General features: G+C 39.1%; 20 protein-coding genes and 2 other annotated features. All 20 genes read right to left on the reverse strand.

The window, feature by feature from the left end:
- Positions 1-86 precede the first annotated feature (86 nt).
- The 20 genes from rpoC to ACIP9W_RS16855 all read right to left on the reverse strand — a co-directional run bounded on the left by rpoC (position 87) and on the right by ACIP9W_RS16855 (position 20,599).
- Positions 87-3,689 carry a DNA-directed RNA polymerase subunit beta' gene (rpoC, locus tag ACIP9W_RS16760; RefSeq protein WP_282241547.1) on the reverse strand — a complete coding sequence of 1,201 codons (3,603 nt, stop codon included), beginning with the start codon at positions 3,687-3,689 and terminating at the stop codon, positions 87-89.
- A 112-nt stretch (positions 3,690-3,801) separates the two neighbouring features.
- A complete protein-coding gene (gene rpoB, locus ACIP9W_RS16765; protein ID WP_282241549.1) occupies positions 3,802-7,356 on the reverse strand; it encodes a DNA-directed RNA polymerase subunit beta in 3,555 nt (1,184 codons plus the stop codon).
- A gap of 228 nt (positions 7,357-7,584) precedes the next feature.
- The gene (locus ACIP9W_RS16770) at positions 7,585-8,187 is read right to left on the reverse strand and encodes a class I SAM-dependent methyltransferase (protein ID WP_282241550.1); all 603 of its coding nucleotides are present in this window, start codon (positions 8,185-8,187) and stop codon (positions 7,585-7,587) included.
- Positions 8,188-8,264: 77 nt separating this feature from the next.
- Positions 8,265-8,627, reverse strand: coding sequence for a 50S ribosomal protein L7/L12 (rplL, locus tag ACIP9W_RS16775; RefSeq protein WP_400791660.1), 363 nt, complete (start codon positions 8,625-8,627; stop codon positions 8,265-8,267).
- Positions 8,628-8,699: 72 nt separating this feature from the next.
- Entirely contained in the window at positions 8,700-9,200 is a 501-nt protein-coding gene (gene rplJ, locus ACIP9W_RS16780; protein ID WP_142538176.1) for a 50S ribosomal protein L10, read from the reverse strand.
- 32 nt (positions 9,201-9,232) lie between these two features.
- Positions 9,233-9,376 (reverse strand) — a sequence feature (ribosomal protein L10 leader region).
- Positions 9,377-9,418: 42 nt separating this feature from the next.
- The gene (gene rplA / locus ACIP9W_RS16785; protein ID WP_142538175.1) at positions 9,419-10,111 is read right to left on the reverse strand and encodes a 50S ribosomal protein L1; all 693 of its coding nucleotides are present in this window, start codon (positions 10,109-10,111) and stop codon (positions 9,419-9,421) included.
- 130 nt (positions 10,112-10,241) lie between these two features.
- Positions 10,242-10,667 (reverse strand): 50S ribosomal protein L11, encoded by a 426-nt coding sequence (gene rplK, locus ACIP9W_RS16790; protein WP_282241552.1) that lies wholly within the window; start codon positions 10,665-10,667, stop codon positions 10,242-10,244.
- Between the two features lie 171 nt (positions 10,668-10,838).
- Positions 10,839-11,372 (reverse strand): transcription termination/antitermination protein NusG, encoded by a 534-nt coding sequence (gene nusG, locus ACIP9W_RS16795; RefSeq protein ID WP_282241553.1) that lies wholly within the window; start codon positions 11,370-11,372, stop codon positions 10,839-10,841.
- A 108-nt stretch (positions 11,373-11,480) separates the two neighbouring features.
- Entirely contained in the window at positions 11,481-11,663 is a 183-nt protein-coding gene (gene secE / locus ACIP9W_RS16800; RefSeq protein ID WP_142538173.1) for a preprotein translocase subunit SecE, read from the reverse strand.
- A gap of 43 nt (positions 11,664-11,706) precedes the next feature.
- Positions 11,707-11,856 (reverse strand): 50S ribosomal protein L33, encoded by a 150-nt coding sequence (gene rpmG / locus ACIP9W_RS16805; RefSeq protein ID WP_142538172.1) that lies wholly within the window; start codon positions 11,854-11,856, stop codon positions 11,707-11,709.
- Positions 11,857-11,933: 77 nt separating this feature from the next.
- A complete protein-coding gene (gene sigH / locus ACIP9W_RS16810; RefSeq protein WP_142538171.1) occupies positions 11,934-12,578 on the reverse strand; it encodes an RNA polymerase sporulation sigma factor SigH in 645 nt (214 codons plus the stop codon).
- A gap of 71 nt (positions 12,579-12,649) precedes the next feature.
- Positions 12,650-13,159: an NYN domain-containing protein gene (locus ACIP9W_RS16815; RefSeq protein WP_282241554.1), complete on the reverse strand. Its 510-nt coding sequence runs from the start codon at positions 13,157-13,159 to the stop codon at positions 12,650-12,652.
- A 4-nt stretch (positions 13,160-13,163) separates the two neighbouring features.
- Complete coding sequence (gene rlmB / locus ACIP9W_RS16820) at positions 13,164-13,925, reverse strand: 23S rRNA (guanosine(2251)-2'-O)-methyltransferase RlmB (protein WP_400791666.1); 762 nt, start codon at positions 13,923-13,925, stop codon at positions 13,164-13,166.
- Positions 13,926-14,288 carry a Mini-ribonuclease 3 gene (locus tag ACIP9W_RS16825; RefSeq protein WP_400791769.1) on the reverse strand — a complete coding sequence of 121 codons (363 nt, stop codon included), beginning with the start codon at positions 14,286-14,288 and terminating at the stop codon, positions 13,926-13,928.
- Between the two features lie 61 nt (positions 14,289-14,349).
- The gene (cysS, locus tag ACIP9W_RS16830) at positions 14,350-15,750 is read right to left on the reverse strand and encodes a cysteine--tRNA ligase (RefSeq protein WP_400791669.1); all 1,401 of its coding nucleotides are present in this window, start codon (positions 15,748-15,750) and stop codon (positions 14,350-14,352) included.
- A complete protein-coding gene (gene cysE / locus ACIP9W_RS16835; RefSeq protein ID WP_400791672.1) occupies positions 15,747-16,403 on the reverse strand; it encodes a serine O-acetyltransferase in 657 nt (218 codons plus the stop codon). The genes cysS and cysE overlap by 4 nt, the downstream gene beginning before the upstream one ends.
- A gap of 51 nt (positions 16,404-16,454) precedes the next feature.
- Positions 16,455-16,673: a binding site (T-box leader), on the reverse strand.
- 60 nt (positions 16,674-16,733) lie between these two features.
- On the reverse strand, positions 16,734-18,197 hold the full coding sequence (gltX, locus tag ACIP9W_RS16840) for a glutamate--tRNA ligase (protein ID WP_400791675.1): 1,464 nt from the start codon (positions 18,195-18,197) through the stop codon (positions 16,734-16,736).
- A gap of 69 nt (positions 18,198-18,266) precedes the next feature.
- Positions 18,267-18,746: a 2-C-methyl-D-erythritol 2,4-cyclodiphosphate synthase gene (gene ispF, locus ACIP9W_RS16845; RefSeq protein WP_282241559.1), complete on the reverse strand. Its 480-nt coding sequence runs from the start codon at positions 18,744-18,746 to the stop codon at positions 18,267-18,269.
- 1 nt (position 18,747) lies between these two features.
- The gene (ispD, locus tag ACIP9W_RS16850; RefSeq protein ID WP_400791678.1) at positions 18,748-19,440 is read right to left on the reverse strand and encodes a 2-C-methyl-D-erythritol 4-phosphate cytidylyltransferase; all 693 of its coding nucleotides are present in this window, start codon (positions 19,438-19,440) and stop codon (positions 18,748-18,750) included.
- A gap of 67 nt (positions 19,441-19,507) precedes the next feature.
- Positions 19,508-20,599, reverse strand: coding sequence for a PIN/TRAM domain-containing protein (locus tag ACIP9W_RS16855; RefSeq protein ID WP_400791680.1), 1,092 nt, complete (start codon positions 20,597-20,599; stop codon positions 19,508-19,510).
- Positions 20,600-20,621: the final 22 nt, after the last annotated feature.

Here is a 20,621-nt window from a genome sequence, read left to right on the forward strand (position 1 = left end):
AAGTATATTATCATTCCTTGAAAAAAGTGTCAACACTTATCATTAAAATTATTAGGGAGAATTAGTTCTCCCTAATAATAATTTCCTTACTCAGCCTTTACTGCTTCTTTTTCCGCATCTGCCTCATTAGGAGAGATTTCAATTTGACGGTAACGTTGCATTCCCGTACCAGCTGGAACTAATTTACCGATAATAACATTCTCTTTCAATCCTAACAATTCATCACGTTTTCCTTTGATCGCCGCATCTGTTAGGACACGAGTCGTTTCTTGGAAGGATGCAGCAGATAAGAACGATTCAGTTTCAAGAGAAGCTTTTGTAATACCAAGGATAACCGGGCGACAAGTTGCTGGTATTTTGCCTTGTAGAACAGCATCTTTGTTTGCTTCAGCAAATTGATGGATATCAAGCAGTGAACCAGGAAGTAGGTCTGTTTCACCTGCTTCAATAATCCTTACTTTACGAAGCATTTGGCGTACCATTACTTCGATATGCTTATCCCCAATTTCTACCCCTTGCATACGATAAACTTTTTGTACTTCTTTTAGTAAGTACTCTTGAACTGTTGAAACGTCTTTTACTTTTAGCAATTCTTTAGGATCTACAGAACCCTCTGTTAATACTTGCCCACGGTTAACAACATCGTTTAATTGAACTTTTAAACGCGCATTATATGGTGCTAAGTATTTACGTGTTTCTACAGTACCTTGAATAGTAATTTCTTTTTGGCCTTCTCTTATTTCATCAATTTCCGTAACAATACCCGTAATTTCTGTAATAACAGCTTGCCCTTTTGGATTTCTCGCTTCGAAAATCTCTTGGATACGTGGAAGACCTTGTGTAATATCGTCTCCCGCAACTCCACCTGTATGGAATGTACGCATCGTTAACTGAGTACCTGGTTCACCGATTGATTGAGCGGCAATAATACCTACTGCTTCCCCAACTTCTACCGTATCACCAGTTGCTAAGTTTAGACCGTAACATTTTTTACATACACCGTGTTTTGTATTACAAGTGAATGCAGAACGAATTGTCAATTCTTCAATTCCTGCTTCTTCGATCACGCGAGCGACGTCTTGTGTAATAAGTCCGTCTCTTTCTAAGATGACTTCATTTGTAGTTGGATGGAAAATTGTTTTCTTCGTATGGCGACCAACAATACGTTCACCAAACTCTTCAATAACTTCCGTTCCTTCCATAAGCGAGCCAATCAGTAAACCGCGGTCTGTTCCACAATCGTCTTCACGAACGATTACGTCTTGCGCAACATCTACTAGACGACGAGTTAAGTAACCTGAATCGGCTGTTTTCAGCGCTGTATCGGCAAGACCTTTACGAGCACCATGTGTAGAAATGAAGTACTCGAGTACCGTTAACCCTTCACGGAACGATGATTTGATCGGAAGTTCGATAATACGTCCTGCCGGGTTGGCCATCAGTCCACGCATACCTGCAAGTTGAGTAAAGTTAGATGCGTTACCACGGGCACCTGAGTCACTCATCATGAAGATTGGGTTCATGTTATCAAGAGTTTTCATCAGCTTATCTTGAATTACTTCTTTCGCTTTACTCCAATGTCCGATTACGCTCGCATAACGCTCGTCTTCCGTGATTAATCCACGGCGGAATTGTTTCATAACTTTATCTACTTTACTTTGTGCCTCTTCTAGAATTTCACCTTTATCAGGAAGTACAACGATATCGGAAATACCAATTGTAATACCTGCTTTAGTAGAATATTTAAATCCAAGTGCTTTCATGCGGTCAAGCATTTTTGAGGTTTCCGTGATATGGAAGTTCTTAAATACTTCTGCAATGATATTACCAAGGATTTTTTTCTTAAATGGCTGTACAAGATCTGTAGATTCAATATGTTTCTTCACATCAGTAGTTGTAGAAACAAAGTATTTTTCTGGAGTTTCAATTTGTAAGTTGAAATCCGTTGGTTCATTAATATACGGGAACGTTTCTGGTAGTATTTCATTGAAAATTACTTTACCAACAGTTGTTAGTAACAACATCTTGTTTTGTTCTTCCGTAAATGTTTGGTTTTTTAAGGACGATGCTGCAATAGCGATACGAGTATGCAAATGTACATGCCCTGTATTATAAGCAATTAGAACTTCTTCTGGACCGAAGAATGTAGAACCTTCTCCTGTTGCCCCTTTACGCTCAAGCGTTAAGTAATAGTTTCCTAAAACCATATCTTGAGAAGGTGTAACAACTGGTTTTCCATCTTTCGGGTTTAGAATGTTTTGTGCTGCAAGCATTAATAGACGTGCCTCTGCTTGTGCCTCTGCTGATAGAGGAACGTGAACGGCCATTTGGTCACCATCGAAGTCAGCGTTATAAGCTGTACATACTAATGGATGAAGACGAATTGCACGACCTTCTACTAATGTTGGTTCGAAAGCTTGAATACCTAAGCGGTGAAGAGTAGGTGCGCGGTTTAGTAAAACCGGATGCTCCTTAATAACATCTTCTAATACATCCCAAACCTCTGCATGCATACGTTCAATTTTACGTTTTGCACTCTTAATGTTATGAGCTAACCCACGTTCAACTAGTTCTTTCATAACAAATGGTTTGAATAACTCAATAGCCATTTCTTTTGGAAGACCACATTGATACATTTTCAAGTTTGGTCCTACTACGATAACCGAACGACCAGAGTAGTCTACACGTTTACCAAGTAAGTTTTGACGGAAACGACCTTGTTTCCCTTTCAGCATATGTGAAAGTGATTTTAATGGACGGTTACCTGGACCAGTAACAGGACGACCACGACGACCATTATCTATTAAAGCATCTACAGCTTCTTGTAACATACGTTTTTCATTTTGAACAATGATGCTTGGAGCACCAAGGTCTAATAAACGTTTTAAACGATTGTTACGGTTAATAACACGACGATACAAATCGTTTAAATCGGATGTAGCAAAACGTCCACCATCTAATTGAACCATTGGACGTAATTCTGGTGGAATTACCGGAAGTACATCTAAGATCATCCAATCTGGTTTGTTTCCTGAATTACGGAATGATTCTACTACTTCTAAACGTTTAATCGCACGTGTGCGGCGTTGGCCTTGTGCTGTTTTTAACTCTTCTTTTAAGCTTTCTGTTTCACTTTCTAAATCAATCTCTTGAAGTAGACGTTTAATAGCCTCTGCACCCATAGCAGCTTGGAATTTAGTTCCAAACTTATCACGGTATGCACGGTATTCTTTTTCAGAAAGTAATTGTTTCTTTTCAAGTGGTGTATCTGCCGGCTCGATTACTACATAAGAAGCAAAATAAATTACTTCTTCTAGTGATCTTGGAGACATATCTAAAAGTAAACCCATACGGCTTGGAATACCTTTGAAATACCAGATATGTGATACCGGTGCAGCTAATTCGATGTGGCCCATACGTTCTCGACGAACTTTCGCACGTGTAACTTCTACTCCACAACGATCACATACAACACCTTTATAACGAACTCGCTTGTATTTACCACAGTGACATTCCCAGTCTTTTGTCGGACCGAAAATACGCTCACAGAATAAACCATCTTTTTCAGGTTTTAAAGTACGATAGTTAATCGTTTCAGGTTTTTTTACTTCTCCATAAGACCATGAACGGATTTTATCAGGTGAAGCTAAACCAATTTTCATATACTCAAAATTATTAACGTCTATCAAGGAGCCTACCTCCCTTTAGTCTTGTGTCTTTTAAAAAGACTTTCCAAGTAGCTCTGCATTATGCAATTTTATACGGAAATACGGACAGGTATCACCTGTCCGATTTTTATTTTTATTCCCCGATTTCAACTGGTTCCTCTTCGCTTGCTTGTGGCAAAATTCCAAGTGCATCAGCTGCTGGGATATCATCATCTTCATCTAAATCACGAAGTTCAATTTCTTCTTCGTCAATCGTTAACATTTTAACGTCCATACCTAAACTTTGTAATTCTTTAATCAATACTTTGAATGATTCTGGAACGCCAGGTTCTGGTACGCTTTCTCCTTTAACAATTGCTTCGTACGTTTTAACACGTCCTACAACGTCATCGGATTTCACAGTTAAAATTTCTTGCAATGTATAAGCTGCACCATATGCTTCTAGTGCCCATACTTCCATCTCACCGAAACGTTGTCCACCAAATTGCGCTTTCCCTCCAAGAGGTTGTTGCGTAACAAGTGAATATGGTCCAGTAGAACGAGCATGTAACTTATCATCTACCATGTGGGCAAGTTTAATCATATACATAATTCCGACAGAAACGCGATTATCAAATGGTTCGCCTGAACGTCCGTCGTATAATGTTGTTTTACCATCTCGGTTTAGACCTGCTTCTTCCATTGTCGTCCACACGTCTTCCTCGTTGGCACCATCAAATACTGGTGAAGCCATATGAACTCCAAGTAGTCTAGAAGCCATACCTAAGTGTAGCTCTAATACTTGCCCAATGTTCATACGAGAAGGTACACCAAGTGGGTTTAACATGATGTCAACTGGTGTTCCATCTGGAAGGAACGGCATATCTTCTTCCGGAAGGATACGCGAGATAACCCCTTTGTTACCATGACGTCCGGCCATTTTATCCCCAACGGAGATTTTACGTTTCTGAACGATATAAGCACGAACTAATTGGTTAACACCTGGAGACAACTCATCGCCATCTTCACGATTGAAGACTTTTACATCTAATACAATCCCACCAGCACCATGAGGTACACGTAGAGATGTATCACGAACTTCACGTGCTTTTTCACCAAAAATAGCATGTAGTAGACGTTCTTCGGCAGTCAGTTCTGTAACTCCCTTAGGTGTTACTTTACCAACTAAAATATCCCCATCACGTACTTCTGCACCGACACGGATAATTCCACGGTCATCTAAGTTGCGAAGTGCATCTTCTCCGACGTTTGGAATATCTCTTGTGATTTCTTCTGGCCCAAGCTTAGTGTCTCGTGATTCTGATTCATATTCTTCAATATGCACAGAAGTATATACATCATCTTTCACAAGGCGTTCGCTCATAATAACAGCATCCTCGTAGTTGTATCCATCCCATGTCATGAAGGCTACTAGCACGTTACGTCCTAGAGCAAGCTCTCCTTGTTCCATAGAAGGACCGTCTGCAAGAATATCAAGTGGTTTTACTCGATCTCCCACTTTAACAATTGGACGTTGGTTGATAGATGTCCCGTGGTTAGATCGTTCAAATTTATGGACTTTATACGAAGTTAAATCACCTTTAACTTCTTTTCCATCTACTTCTTCTATGCGACGAACACGAATTTCTTTCGCTTCAACATGCTCTACGATTCCGTGATACTTCGCAATTACAGCAGCTCCAGAATCACGTGCATTCACATGTTCCATACCAGTTCCAACAAAAGGAGCTTCTGGATTTAACAATGGAACAGCTTGACGTTGCATGTTCGCTCCCATTAGTGCACGGTTCGAGTCATCGTTTTCTAAGAATGGGATACATGCTGTCGCTGCAGAAACAACTTGTTTTGGAGAAACGTCCATGTAATCCACTTGTTCTCTTCTGAATACCGTGTTATCCCCTCGGAAACGCCCAACTACTTCTTCGTTTAAGAACGCGCCTTCATCTGATAATAAAGAGTTTGCTTGTGCTACTACGTAGTTATCCTCTTCATCAGCAGTTAAGTAATCAATGCGCATCGTTACTAAGCCAGTCTCTGGGTCAACTCGGCGATATGGTGTTTCGATAAAACCAAATTTATTCACTTTTGCAAAGCTTGAAAGTGAGTTAATAAGCCCGATGTTCGGACCCTCTGGTGTTTCGATCGGACACATACGACCATAGTGAGAATAGTGAACGTCACGTACTTCGAAACCAGCACGCTCACGCGTTAAACCACCTGGTCCAAGCGCTGACAGACGACGTTTGTGCGTAAGTTCAGCAAGTGGGTTTGTTTGGTCCATGAATTGAGATAATTGCGAGCTACCAAAGAATTCTTTAATAGATGCAATAACTGGTCGAATATTAATAAGTTGTTGAGGCACAATGGACTGTGTGTCGTTAATAGACATACGTTCACGTACCACACGTTCCATACGAGAAAGACCAATACGGAATTGGTTTTGTAATAATTCTCCTACTGAACGTAAACGACGGTTACCAAGATGATCAATATCATCTGTGTTTCCAACATTGAATAATAGATTAAAGAAATAACCAATAGAAGAAACGATATCAGCTGGCGTAATATTTTTTACTTCATTTTCTACATACGCATTACTAATAACATTAATTTCTTTTTGTTCTTCATCGTTTGGAGCAAATATTTTAATCGATTGGATTGTAATGTCGTCTTCTAAAACACCACCAACTTGCGATAACGTTTTGAAGCCAATTCCATTTTCTAAATGAGGAATTAGTTTGTCTAGCACACGACGATCAATAAGTGTACCAGCTTCTACTAATATCTCACCCGTTTCCGGATCCACTAAAGTTTCTGCTACCGTTTGATTGAACAAACGATTTTTTATATGCAGTTTTTTATTCATTTTGTAACGACCAACATTTGCAAGATCATAGCGTTTTGGGTCAAAGAAGCGAGAATATAACAAGCTCTTTGCACTTTCCACTGTTGGTGGTTCACCAGGACGTAAACGCTCATAAATTTCAAGCAACGCTTTTTCAGACGTTTCTGTGTTATCTTTTTCAAGCGTATTACGTAGATATTCATTGTCACCGATTAAATCGATGATTTCTTGATCGGATCCAAAGCCTAAAGCGCGAAGTAAAACAGTCACTGGTAATTTACGAGTGCGATCGATACGAACGTACACTACGTCTTTTGCATCAATTTCATATTCTAGCCATGCACCGCGGTTCGGGATTACTGTTGCCCCAAAGCCTTTTTTACCGTTTTTGTCTGTTTTATCATGGAAGTAAACACTTGGTGAACGGACTAACTGAGATACGATAACGCGCTCAGCACCATTAATTACGAAAGTACCTGTTTCTGTCATAAGCGGGAAATCACCCATGAAGACATCTTGTTCTTTCACTTCGTCCGTTTCTTTGTTGTGGAGACGCACTTTTACGCGCAGTGGTGCCGCATATGTTGCGTCACGTTCTTTCGATTCGTCGACGGAATATTTCGGTTCATTTAAACTATAGTCGACAAATTCAAGTGATAGATTGCCTGTAAAATCCTCGATTGGTGAAATATCTTTAAACATTTCACGCAAACCTTCTTCAAGGAACCATTCGTAAGATGCTGTTTGAATTTCGATTAGATTCGGAAGTTCAAGCACCTCACTAATACGCGCAAAGCTTCTGCGTTGGCGGTGTTGTCCGTACTGAACTAGTTGACCTGTCAACTCATTCACCCCTCAATAAAGCGATAATAGGTCTTTTCGTTATACACATTTTGGTGTATGATAACGAAAGACAAAAAGAAAACGAGTTCTTAATAAGAGCTCATTTTTCGATTAACCAAACTTTTTCTCGGCCAGTATACCCAATTTTATAAGTTTTATTCAAAAGGGCACACGTCCTCAAAATAATATTTTTGCATTTTATTATAATATCATAGCGATTTTGTCAAGTCAATCTTTTGTAGCTTTTATAATCCAATAGCCTTTTGCTTTCTCTACAACTTCTACTTGACCAAAAATCTCTTCTAAATAACTAAAAGTAGATGGTGCCCCTTGTTTCTTTTGAATCACAACCCACAATTCTCCCTTTGAAACCAACTTCTCATAGGACTCTTTGTAAAAACGAAAAATAGTTTCTTTTCCAGCGCGAATCGGTGGATTAGTTATAATAGCCGCAAAGTTTGCAGTAGTAACTGCTGACAACCCATCACTTTCATAGATTCGTACATTTTGTACCCCGTTAGCAGCAGCATTTTTTTCTGCAAGTTGGATTGCACGTGTGTTTACATCTACTAAATGAACTGTTCTCTCTTCATTTGCTTTTGCAATAGAAAGACCTATAGGTCCGTACCCACACCCTACATCTAAAAAGTCACCTTCTTGATCAGGCACTTCAAAAGCATCGATTAATACACGGGAGCCAAAATCTACTTCGCTCTTACTAAATACACCAGTATCTGTTTCAAATCGAAAATTGTGACCGAGCAATGTAAAATTCCAATGACGTGGTTTACTTTCCGTTTGAGGTTTTCTAGAATAATAATGATCAGACACCGAATAACCCTCCACAATACATACGAAGAAAAGCCCGTCGTTTACTGACGAGCTTTTTTCTTCGGAGTGTACAAAAATTACTTAACTTCTACGCCTGCGCCAACTTCTTCAAGTTGAGCTTTGAAAGCTTCTGCTTCATCTTTAGAAACGCCTTCTTTAAGTGGTTTTGGAGCGTTGTCAACTAATTCTTTAGCTTCTTTTAATCCAAGACCAGTGATTTCACGAACCACTTTGATTACTTTGATTTTTTGAGCTCCAGCAGATGCAAGGATTACGTCAAAATCAGTTTTTTCTTCTTCAGCAGCAGCTCCGCCACCTGCAGCAACTGCTACTGGTGCAGCAGCTGTTACACCGAATTCTTCTTCAATTGCTTTTACTAAGTCGTTTAACTCAAGAACTGTCATTGTTTTGATAGCTTCTAAGATTTGCTCGTTGTTCATTATAATTTCCTCCTGTAATTGGATATTTTTTAGGCTGTTAGCCGTTTTTTTCTTATCAAGCCGCGTAATAAATTATGCGCCTTGCTCTTCTTTTTGTTCTGCAACAGCTTTTGTTGCAAGTGCGAAGTTGCGCACTGGAGCTTGAAGTACTGAAAGAAGCATAGAAAGAAGTCCTTCGCGTGATGGAAGTTCTGCTAATGCTTTCACATCTTCAGCAGATGCTACAGTTCCTTCGATGATACCAGCTTTGATCTCAAGCTGATCGTTCTTTTTAGCAAAATCATTAATGATTTTTGCAGGTGCGATTACATCTTCGTTAGAAAATGCAACTGCGTTTGGACCAACAAGATGTTCATTAATCCCGTCAACTCCAACTACTTCAGTAGCACGGCGTGTAAGTGAGTTTTTGTAAACTTTGAATTCCACACCAGCTTCACGAAGTTGTTTACGTAATTCTGTTACTTGCGCAACGTTTAAACCACGGTAATCAACTACTACTACAGAAGCGGCAGCTTTAAACTTTTCTGCAATGTCTTGAACTTGCACTTTTTTTGTTTCAATTGCTTTGCTCATCTTGGCACCTCCTATAAGAATTGGCCATTTATACCGAAAAAAGAAAAGCCTCTGATCTACGGATAGACACAGAGGCAGAAAGTCATCATCTAATAAGAATCTGAATTTGCTTGTCCTCGGTAGGATATTAAGTGACGAGTCACTCCTACTGTCTTCGGTACAAATGTATATTTCACAACAAAAGTCATCTTACCAGATAACTTCTACGTTGTCAATTATTATTTAATCGATTGAGCATCAACTTTTACAGCTGGCCCCATAGTAGTTGTAACATTTACTGACTTCATGTAAACACCTTTTGATGCAGCTGGTTTAGCTTTTTGAATTACTTCAAATACTGCCATGAAGTTTTCTACTAATTTATCGTCTTCGAAAGAAACTTTACCGATTGGAGCGTGGATAATTCCAGCTTTGTCAGCGCGGTATTCAACTTTACCTGCTTTAATTTCTTCGATTGCTTTTGTAACGTCAAATGTAACAGTACCTGTTTTCGGGTTTGGCATTAAACCTTTTGGTCCAAGAACACGACCGATTTTACCAACTTCACCCATCATATCAGGAGTTGCTACGATCACGTCGAAGTCAAACCATCCTTGTTGGATTTTGTTGATGTATTCTGCATCGCCTACGTAGTCTGCACCAGCAGCTTCAGCTTCTTTAAGCTTTTCACCTTTAGCGAATACTAATACGCGTTGTGTTTTACCAGTACCGTTTGGAAGTACAACTGCCCCACGGATTTGTTGATCATTTTTACGAGTGTCAATTCCTAAACGGAATGCAACTTCTACTGTTGCATCGAAATTAACTGTGCTTGTTTTTTTCGCAAGCTCGATCGCTTCTTTAGCTGAGTATAATGTGCTGTTATCAACTAATTTAGCTGCTTCTTGTAACTTTTTACCTTTGTTAGCCATTTAAAATGTCCTCCTTGATAGTGGTTTTAGCGGAATTAAACCTCCCACGTGTAAAGGTTGCAGTTATCCAAATGAACAACTACAACCTTTCAAAAAACAAATGCGTCATATCAAAAATGCACTTTAAGTATTAGTCTTCGATCGTAATACCCATGCTGCGTGCAGTACCTTCTACCATCAACATAGCTGCTTCAACAGATGCTGCATTTAAATCTGGCATTTTTTGTTCAGCGATTTCGCGAACTTTTTCACGTTTCACTTTCGCCACTTTTACGCGGTTCGGTTCACCTGATCCAGATTGAATACCTGCTGCTACTTTAAGTAACACTGCTGCCGGCGGAGTTTTTGTAATGAAAGTAAATGAACGGTCTTCAAATACAGAAATTTCAACCGGAATGATTAGACCTGCTTGATCTGCAGTACGTGCGTTGAACTCCTTACAGAATCCCATGATGTTAACACCTGCTTGTCCTAATGCAGGACCAACTGGCGGTGCTGGGTTTGCTTTTCCAGCAGGAATTTGTAATTTAACAACTTTAATCACTTTTTTAGCCACGAGACACACCTCCTTAAGTCCGTGATGTGGTAATTGGGTTGCCCCTCCCACTCAAATATCTGTCTCTCAGCTCTGCGCTGATAACATTAGAAAATTAATGCAGACGTATTTTCAGTCTGACCTTTGAAATGATACCATTTTTTTGTTACTTCTGCAAGTATCTATACATAATTATATTTTAATCACCTGATCAAAATCTAATTCCATGTTTGTTTCTCGTCCGAACATATCTACGGAAACCGTTACTTTAGCTTTTTCTAAATCGATTGTTTCCACTTTACCTTGGAAGTGAGCAAACGGTCCTTCTAAAACCTCTACCAATTCTCCTATTGTGAAATCAACTTCTACCTTGCGATCATCTGTACCCATTTGTTTCAGCATAGATTGCACTTCTTCCGGCGCTAATGGAGTTGGTTTTGTACCTCCACCTGAAGAACCAAGAAACCCTGTTACCCCTGGCGTATTTCGAACTACATACCAAGCATCATCGGTCATAATTAGTTCCACAAAGACATAACCCGGGAAAGTTTTTCTTAAAACGGCGCGTTTTTTGCCATCTTTAAAATCGATTTCTTCTTGCTCAGGGATATACACGCGAAAAATTTTATCTGACATCCCCATCGTTTCTACACGTTTTTCTAAATTTGCTTTTACTTTATTTTCATACCCAGAATAAGTATGAACTACATACCAATTTTTCTCCATACATGACAGGACCTAACGTCCTTTCCCTCCTTTTCTTTAGACAAATGAAAAAACCCGTTCGTTTTCTAAGACGGGCTATTTCAAAAAATATTTACATGCTACTTGTTATCATCCTAAATACCAGCGGAATAATTCTGAGATCCCTAAGTCTACTATAGCAAAAAACACAGTCATTAATACAACCGTAGCAAGAACAATTATTGTATAGCGAGTTAGTTCTTTGCGTTTTGGCCAACTTACTTTTCTCATTTCAGACATTACATTTTTAAAAAATCCACCTACATTAGCCATTCTAGCTAAACCTCCACATGGAAAATCTATCTTACTTTCAAACTTACAGCGTTTGTTTATGAAGTGTATGTGCGTTACAATGCGCACAGTGTTTTTTTCTTTCTGTACGTATAGATGCACTCTCTTTCGACGCCGGAACTGTATAATTCCGATGTCCACATTGCACACAACTTAAGACAATTTTCTTTGTCAATTTATCACCTTTTTACGCGTATAATTCTTTTTCAAGATTATCATTTTACAGAAACAGTGTCAACCAAACATTAGCATTTATACATAATTACTGTCAATCTCCATATAGCGTTCTAGTTTTCTTTTAACACGCTGTAATGCATTGTCAATTGACTTCACATGACGATTTAGCTCTTCCGAAATTTCCTGATAAGATTGTCCATCCAAATATAACGCGAGTACTTGTTGCTCTAACTCACTTAAGATTTCAGCCATCTTTCCTTCCATGTAATCATAATCTTCTCGATTAATAATTAACTCTTCTGGATCATCTACGACAGAGCCAGCAATCATATCCATTAGCGTACGATCTGATTCTTCATCGTAAATAGGCTTGTCCAAAGAGACATAAGAATTTAGCGGGATATGCTTTTGACGGGTAGCTGTTTTAATCGCAGTTATAATTTGTCTCGTAATACATAACTCTGCAAACGCACGAAAAGAAGCAAGTTTCTCTTCCTTGAAATCTCGTATTGCTTTATATAATCCAATCATTCCTTCTTGGAGAATATCCTCTTTATCGGCACCTATTAAAAAATAGGATCTTCCTTTCATTCGAACAAACGAACGATACTTCGTTATTAAGAAATCTAGCGCTTCAGTGTTTCCTTGATGAACCAGCTCTACAAGTTCCTCATCTAGTAAACTATCCAATTGCTGTAGATTCTGTTCTGTCTTTTCCAATGAAGTCACCTCAGCTAAATTACTAATAGTTACCACAAGTATACAGGATGAAATTTTATAGCGTCAATGAATCATTTCATTCCTCTTCGCCATTTTTCAAAAATTTCTGCAACTTCCTCTGTTAAGGGTATAGTAGAAGTGGGCTTATTTTCTTGTATATGCTTCATTTTTTTCGTAATTTTCGAAGAAATAGCCAGCATTTCAATTTCAAATTCTCTTGCTGATTTTCTTAGCGCTCCTTGTCCAAATATTACCCTTTGTTCTGTCATATCAGAAGTTGCTACATAAATTTGTACCCTTCTGCTGCTTAGTTCTAAAGTAAGTTTTTCGATTCGCTCATCTGCTGTTTCGTTTTTACGCGTATAGATGATTTCCACATCGTATTCTTTCTTTTTGTGTTCAATACCTGGCACTAGATGCGCATCAAAAACAACAATCACTCGAATACCTGTAAATGCCTTATATTCTGCCATTAGCTCGATCAATCTGTCTCTAGCGTCTAGTAATTTATCATTTTTTAACTTCCTTAACTCGCTCCATGCGCCGATGATGTTATAACCATCGACAAGTAGAATTTGCATGCTATTATCCTTGAAGCGGATTTCGGACGCGCAATACTTCGTATAAAAGTATTGACGCAGCTACTGACGCATTCAAACTAGTTACATGACCGACCATTGGCAAATGATAAAGAAAATCACATTTTTCCTTCAACAAACGACTCATCCCTTTACCTTCACTACCGATGATCAGGGCAAGGGGAAGTGTTGCATCCATATTACGATAATCTGTTGACTTTTGAGCATCTGTTCCAGCAATCCACACACCACGTTCTTTTAACTCGTCTACCGTTTGAGACAAATTGCCAGCTCGATATACCGGGATATGCTCAATTGCCCCGGTAGATGCTTTTGCAACAACTGCCGTCAGTCCAACAGCACGTCTTTTCGGAATGATAATGCCATGAGCACCTACTGCATCAGCCGTTCGCATAATGGAACCAAGATTATGCGGATCCTCAATTTCATCTAAAATAACAAAAAGTGGATCCTCCTGCTTACTTGCTGCTAAAGCAAATAGATCGTCTAATTCTGCATAGCGATATGCGGCAACGGATGCAACAATCCCTTGGTGGTTTGCATCTGTCAAACCGTCTAATTTCTTTTTGGGAACAAATTGAACAATGATTCCTGCCTCTTTTGCTAATTGCATGATTTCAGAAACTCCACTTTTTTGGATTCCTTCTGCGAGCCATACCTTATTCATATCTCTACCTGAGCGCAGTGCTTCCACCACTGGATTTTTACCGGCAATAATTTCTCCCGTTTGCTCTGTTTGTTCTGCCATTTACTTTTTCTCCCCTTTCTGTTTATCTATAAAGTCGATTGAAAATTGTAATACCTCGTGTAAACGTACTTCTTGTTCACTTAAGTATAGACTTCCCACAACTGCTTCAAACGCAGTACTATAGTGATATGTTTGGACATCTGTATTTTTCGGAACTGTACCAGACTTCGCATTACGGCCTCTTCGAAGTACAGCTTCCTCCTCTTCTGTTAGAAACCCGGTATTTAACATCTCTCGTACAATTGTCGCTTGTGCTTTAGCAGATACATACTTTGTCGCCTCTTTATGCAAAGTATTGGGCTTAACGCGTCCGGAAAAGATGAGATGCTTTCGAACTACTTGTTCGAATACAGCATCTCCCATATACGCTAACGCTAAAGCATTTAGTTGTTTCACATCGGATAATTTAAAGTTTTCCACAAGTTTATCCTCGTTTCCATCGGATACCTTGCGCAGTATCTTCCAAAATAATATTCATCTCTTTTAATTGATCTCTTATTTCATCTGCTCTTGCGAAATTACGATCTTTTCTCGCTTGGTTACGCTCTTCAATTAACGCATCAATTTCCTCATCGAGCACTTCATTTTCTTTTTGCAATGTTAAACCTAGTACTGCCGTTAATTTATCGAATATAGCTATAAACTGTTTCAACACTTTTTCTGCTGTTTGTTTTTCTAGCAAATACGTATTAGCAAGCTTGGATAATTCAAAGATTGCCGCAATGCCATTTGCAGTATTAAAATCATCATCCATCGCGGTTTCAAATTGTGTTTGTACTTCTGCGATTTTATGCAGCCAAATATCATGTTGGTCCCCTAAGTCAGCCGTTGCATTCAATCGATGCAACACGTTTGCATATGCGGTACGAATACGATCAAGACCAGCTTCTGCTTGCTCTACTAGGTCGACTGAATAGTTGATCGGATGGCGGTAATGGACGCTTAACATAAATAGACGTAGTACTTGCGGGTCAATTTGCTGACGAATGTCATTCACTAGGACAAAGTTACCAAGTGATTTAGACATTTTTTCATTGTCAATATTAATATACCCATTATGCATCCAATATCGCGCAAATGTTTTACCTGTTCTAGCTTCCGACTGCGCAATTTCATTTTCATGGTGAGGGAAGGTTAAATCTTGGCCGCCCGCGTGAATATCAATCGTATCCCCTAGTATTTCTCGTGCCATTACAGAACATTCGATATGCCAGCCAGGACGCCCTTGCCCCCAAGGACTTTCCCAGAAAATCTCACCTGGTTTCGCTGCTTTCCATAGAGCAAAATCTAAAGCATCTTCTTTCTTTTCTCCAGTTTCAATACGTGCTCCAACCTTCAAATCATCTACTGATTGATGGGATAGCTTCCCATAGCCATCAAACTTTCTCGTACGGTAGTATACATCTCCTTGAGATTCGTAAGCGTAGCCTTTTTCTTCTAATACTCGAATAAAATCTATAATTTCATCCATATGATCCGTAACGCGAGGGTGTGAATCTGCTCTACTGCAGCCAAGCGCTTCCACATCAGCAAAATATGCTTTAATAAAACGAGCAGTTAACTCAGATACGTCTTCTCCTAGCTCATTTGCTGCTTTAATAATTTTGTCGTCGACATCTGTAAAGTTCGATACAAACGTCACATCATATCCACGATATTGCAGATATTTTCTTACCGTATCGTACACAATAACAGGGCGTGCATTTCCGATATGAATGTAGTTGTAGACTGTTGGACCACAAACGTACATTTTTACTTTTCCTTCTTCCATTGGCACAAATGGTTCTTTCTCACGCTTTAATGTATTAAAAATTTGGATTGTCATAGTAAATGTTTCTCCCTTTCCTTTGCCAGTCGTCTAATTTCCTCTTGAAGTGCCGCAATTTCTTCTTCCATCCTTTTGCAACGATCAGCAATTGGATCCGGCAAGTCTTGATGATCTAAGTCCCGTTTTAGTTTTACTCCGTCTTGAATAACGACAACTCCCGGTATTCCAACAACCGTTGAGTTCATTGGTACGTCTTTCAGAACAACGGAACCTGCACCCACTTTACTATTTTCCCCAATAGTAATAGATCCTAATACTTTCGCTCCCGTTGCAACGAGTACATTATCTGCAAGAGTTGGATGTCTCTTTCCTTTTTCTTTTCCCGTTCCACCTAGAGTGACACCTTGATAAATCGTACAGTCATTTCCGATTTCACAAGTCTCTCCAATTACAACTCCTGAACCATGATCTATAAAAAAACGTCTACCAATGGTAGCTCCTGGATGAATCTCAATACCAGTGAAGAAGCGACTTATTTGAGAGATTGCTCGTGCAAGGAAAAAAAACTGTTTTTTGTATAAAGCATGCGCAATTCGATGACTCCAAACGGCATGTAAACCTGCGTATGTTAATATTACTTCTAACTTACTCGTCGCTGCAGGATCTTGTTCAAAAACAACAGCTATGTCCTCTTTGATACGTTCCAACATTTTGGTACCTCCTCCTTTTTTTGCACAAAAAAACGCCTCTGCCTAATACTAGACAGAGACGCAAAAGCGCGGTTCCACTCTGATTGGAAAAAATCTCTCTTTTTCCCACTCGACATCCTTAACGCAGATGATACGTCCAGCCTACTAAACATGTTCGGCATGGCGCTCTGAGGTGCATTTCGGTAACCCACTCGTTCAGACCACTTTCAGCCGGTGATGGTCCTCTCTAAAGAACATGCGTTACTTACTTCTCCTCTTCTTCGCTTTTCTTATTTTTCCGTTCTCTTATTTGTACACTCATTTTCACACCTTAGGAGCGGAAAGTCAATCTTATTGTTTTGCGTACTTAGCAACGCGTTCAATTACTTTTTCTTTTCCTATTAAGCTAATGGCATCCGCTAATTCAGGGCCATGTGTTTGACCAGTCGTTACGACACGAATTGGCATAAATAAGTTTTTCCCTTTATGTCCTGTTTCCTTTTGTACAGCTTTAATCGCAGCTTTAATCTCTGCTGCTTCAAAAGTTTCTAGGCTTTCTAATTGTACTTTAAATGCAGCCATTACTTCTGGAACTTGTTCTCCCACTAATACTTCTGTCGCTTCTTCATTATATGCAAGTTCATCGTTAAAGAACAAAGAAGATAATTCTACAATCTCTGCACCGTAACTCATTTGGTCTTGGTAAAGTGCGATTAAATTATTTGCCCAGACACGTTGATCTTCTGATAATTCAGCCGGAAGAAGATCCGCTTTTTGTAAATGTGGTAGTGCAAGTTCTATTACTTTTTCTATTGGCAACTGTTTAATGTATTGATTGTTCATCCATGTTAGTTTTTGCTTATCAAACATAGACGGTGATTTAGATAAGCGGTTTACATCAAATATTTTAATGAGCTCATCCTTAGAGAAAATTTCTTCTTCTCCTTCTGGAGACCAACCTAGTAATGCAAAGAAGTTGAACATTGCTTCCGGTAAGTAGCCAAGGTCTTTATATTGAGCAACGAATTGAATAATGGATTCGTCACGTTTAGATAGTTTTTTACGGCTTTCATTAATGATCAATGTCATATGGCCGTACTTCGGATATTCCCATCCGAACACATCGAATACCATCAATTGTTTAGGTGTATTGGATAAATGCTCTTCTCCTCGAAATACATGGGAGATTTTCATGAAATGATCATCTAACACAACTGCGTAGTTATAAGTTGGGATGCCATTTGCTTTCACAAGAACCCAATCACCAACATCTTTTGATTCGAACGTAACTGATCCACGTACTAAATCTTCAAATGTATAAGTCACATTTTCCGGAACGCGCATGCGAATAGTATAAGGAAGACCTTCTGCTTCTTTTGCTTGTACTTCTTCAACTGATAAATGACGGCATTTACCATTATACATAGGAGCAGCTACCCCATTTGCTTTTTGTACTTCACGGTCAGCTTCTAATTCTTCTGATGTACAGAAGCATTTATAAGCATGGCCTTTTTCTACCATTTCTTCTGCATGTTTTGTATAAACATCTAGTCGCTCCATTTGACGATAAGGTGCATAAGGTCCTCCGATATCAACAGACTCATCATACTCGATACCTAACCATTTTAAGTTATCCAGTTGTGATAATTCGCCACCTTCGATATTACGTTCGATATCCGTGTCCTCTATACGAACGATAAATTTTCCGTTATGATGACGTGCATATAAATAGTTAAATAATGCTGTACGTGCTCCTCCAATATGTAAGTTCCCTGTTGGACTTGGCGCGTAGCGTACGCGAACTTCTTGTGTCATTGATTTTCCTCCTAGTTTTCGTGCATCTAAACTTTTTTTATTTTACCACTGCTAACCTGTTTTTAAAAGTTAGTCTTTCTTTAGAAGCAATATAGTTGCCATGGAAGCAATTCCTTCTTCACGTCCTGTAAAACCTAATTTTTCAGTTGTTGTTGCTTTCACATTTACCTGACTAACGTCTGCCTGTAGAAGTTCTGCGACACGTGCGCGAATCGTTTCTATATGTGGTGCCATTTTTGGTTTTTGGGCAATAATCGTACAATCGATATTCCCTAGTTTATATCCTCTTTCATCTACTAACTTCCAAATATGCTCTAAAAGTTTTGCTGAATCTGCATCTTTAAAATCAGGATCAGTGTCTGGGAAATGTCTTCCTATATCTCCCTCTCCAATTGCTCCAAGGGCTGCGTCTGTAACTGTGTGAAGTAGCACGTCTGCATCAGAATGCCCGATAAGACCTCTTTCGTAAGGAATCGTTACCCCTCCTATTATTAACGGGCGATTATCCGCAAACTCATGCACATCAAATCCTTGACCAATTCGCATCATTCTATTTTTCCTCCTGCTCTCGTTTAGTTAAAATTACTTCTCCAAAAAGAAGATCTTCTTGTGTTGTCATCTTCAGATTATCATAGGTACTTTCTATAATATGGACCTGCTCACCTTGTCGTTCTACAAGCATTGCTTCGTCTGTACCTAAAAAACCTTCTTTTTCTGCTACTCTTTCTGCTGTTTCCAGTACATCATACCGGAATGCTTGCGGTGTTTGAATAATCCAGAGGCTTTCTCGATCAACTGTTTCCTGGATTATACCATTTTCTACTTTTTTCATCGTGTCCTTTGCACGAACCGCCGCTACCGCCGCTCCAAATTCTTCTGCAGCTTGTACTAATCGATGGATAACCTCTTGTCTTATAAATGGTCTTGCAGCATCATGTACGAGCACAATACCCTTAGACGGCGAAGCCTTTAAGCAAGCATATACACTATGTTGCCGTTCTGCTCCTCCTTCGGTAATGGCGGCAACCTTGGAAATCCGATGTTTTACTAGCAGCTCTTCGATAAAAGCTTGTTCTTCTTTTTTCACTGCCAATACAATTTGATGACACTTCGGATCTTGTTCAAAAGCGCGTAAAGTATGTATTAAAATTGGAATCTTTCTTAATTCTAAAAAAAGTTTATTTTGGCCTGCTCCCATCCTTTTACCACTTCCAGCAGCAGGTAACAATACCGTATACAACAATAGCATACCCTCCTACACTACATAGAAAAAGGGCTTTTCCTAATAAAACAGGAAATAACCCCTCCCCTTATTTAGATTCTTGTGGTTTCGCAAAAATCATCCGACCTGCAGAGGTTTGCAATACACTTGTCACTTCCACATTTATCGCCTGACCGATATATGCTTTTCCGCCTTCCACAACAATCATCGTTCCATCATCTAAGTAAGCAACACCTTGATTATGTTCTTTTCCGTCTTTAATGACAACTACATGCATTATTTCCCCAGGAATAACGACTGGCTTCACTGCATTTGCTAAGTCATTAATATTCAAAACACGTACTTGATGTAGATCACATACTTTGTTCAAGTTAAAATCATTAGTTACAACGATTCCATTCATCTTTTTAGCTAGACGGACTAGCTTTAAATCTACTTCTTGTATGTCTTCAAAGTCTTCCTCTACTATTAAGACTGCAGAAGCACGTTCGGTTTGTAGTTTTTTCAACACATCTAACCCACGCCGTCCTCTTGTTCTTTTAAGCGTGTCAGAAGAATCAGCTATATGTTGCAGCTCTGTTAGCACGAACTGTGGAACTACCAATACTCCCTCGATAAACCCTGTTTCTGATATATCCGTAATACGTCCGTCGATGATCACACTCGTATCTAGCAACTTATACGTTCCCAGACCTAAACCTTGTGCACCTTCTTCATCTGCAGCTTTCTTTTTGCTAGTTTGTTGCTTAGTAGAAGTAAAAACATGAATTAATTCATCTCGTTTTTTAAACCCTACCTGGAAACCTAAGTATCCAAGTACGATTGATAATAATACTGGTACAATAGAGTCAATGCCCAAAAAGGCAATATTATTAATAGCTGATCCAAGTAAAAATGCAACGATCAATCCAATAACTAAACCAAGTGTACCGAAAAGTAAATCTCCAATCGGCGCCCGCAACAACCGTTCTTCCATCCACTTAATAAAGTTTATTAAGTAATCCGTTAAAAACAAGGCTGCAACGTAAAGTAATATTGCTCCAATTAAAATAGATACGTAAGGATTGTGGATCCAAGGGTTATTGGATAAATTAATTAATTCGTATAAATGCGGTAATAATATTAAACCCAATGTACCACCAATTAAAACAAATGCGATTTGTATAATCCATTTCAACAAAATGCCACCTCCATTAATTATT

The sequence above is a fragment of the Psychrobacillus sp. NPDC093180 genome (assembly GCF_044754065.1).
Lineage (GTDB): Bacteria > Bacillota > Bacilli > Bacillales_A > Planococcaceae > Psychrobacillus.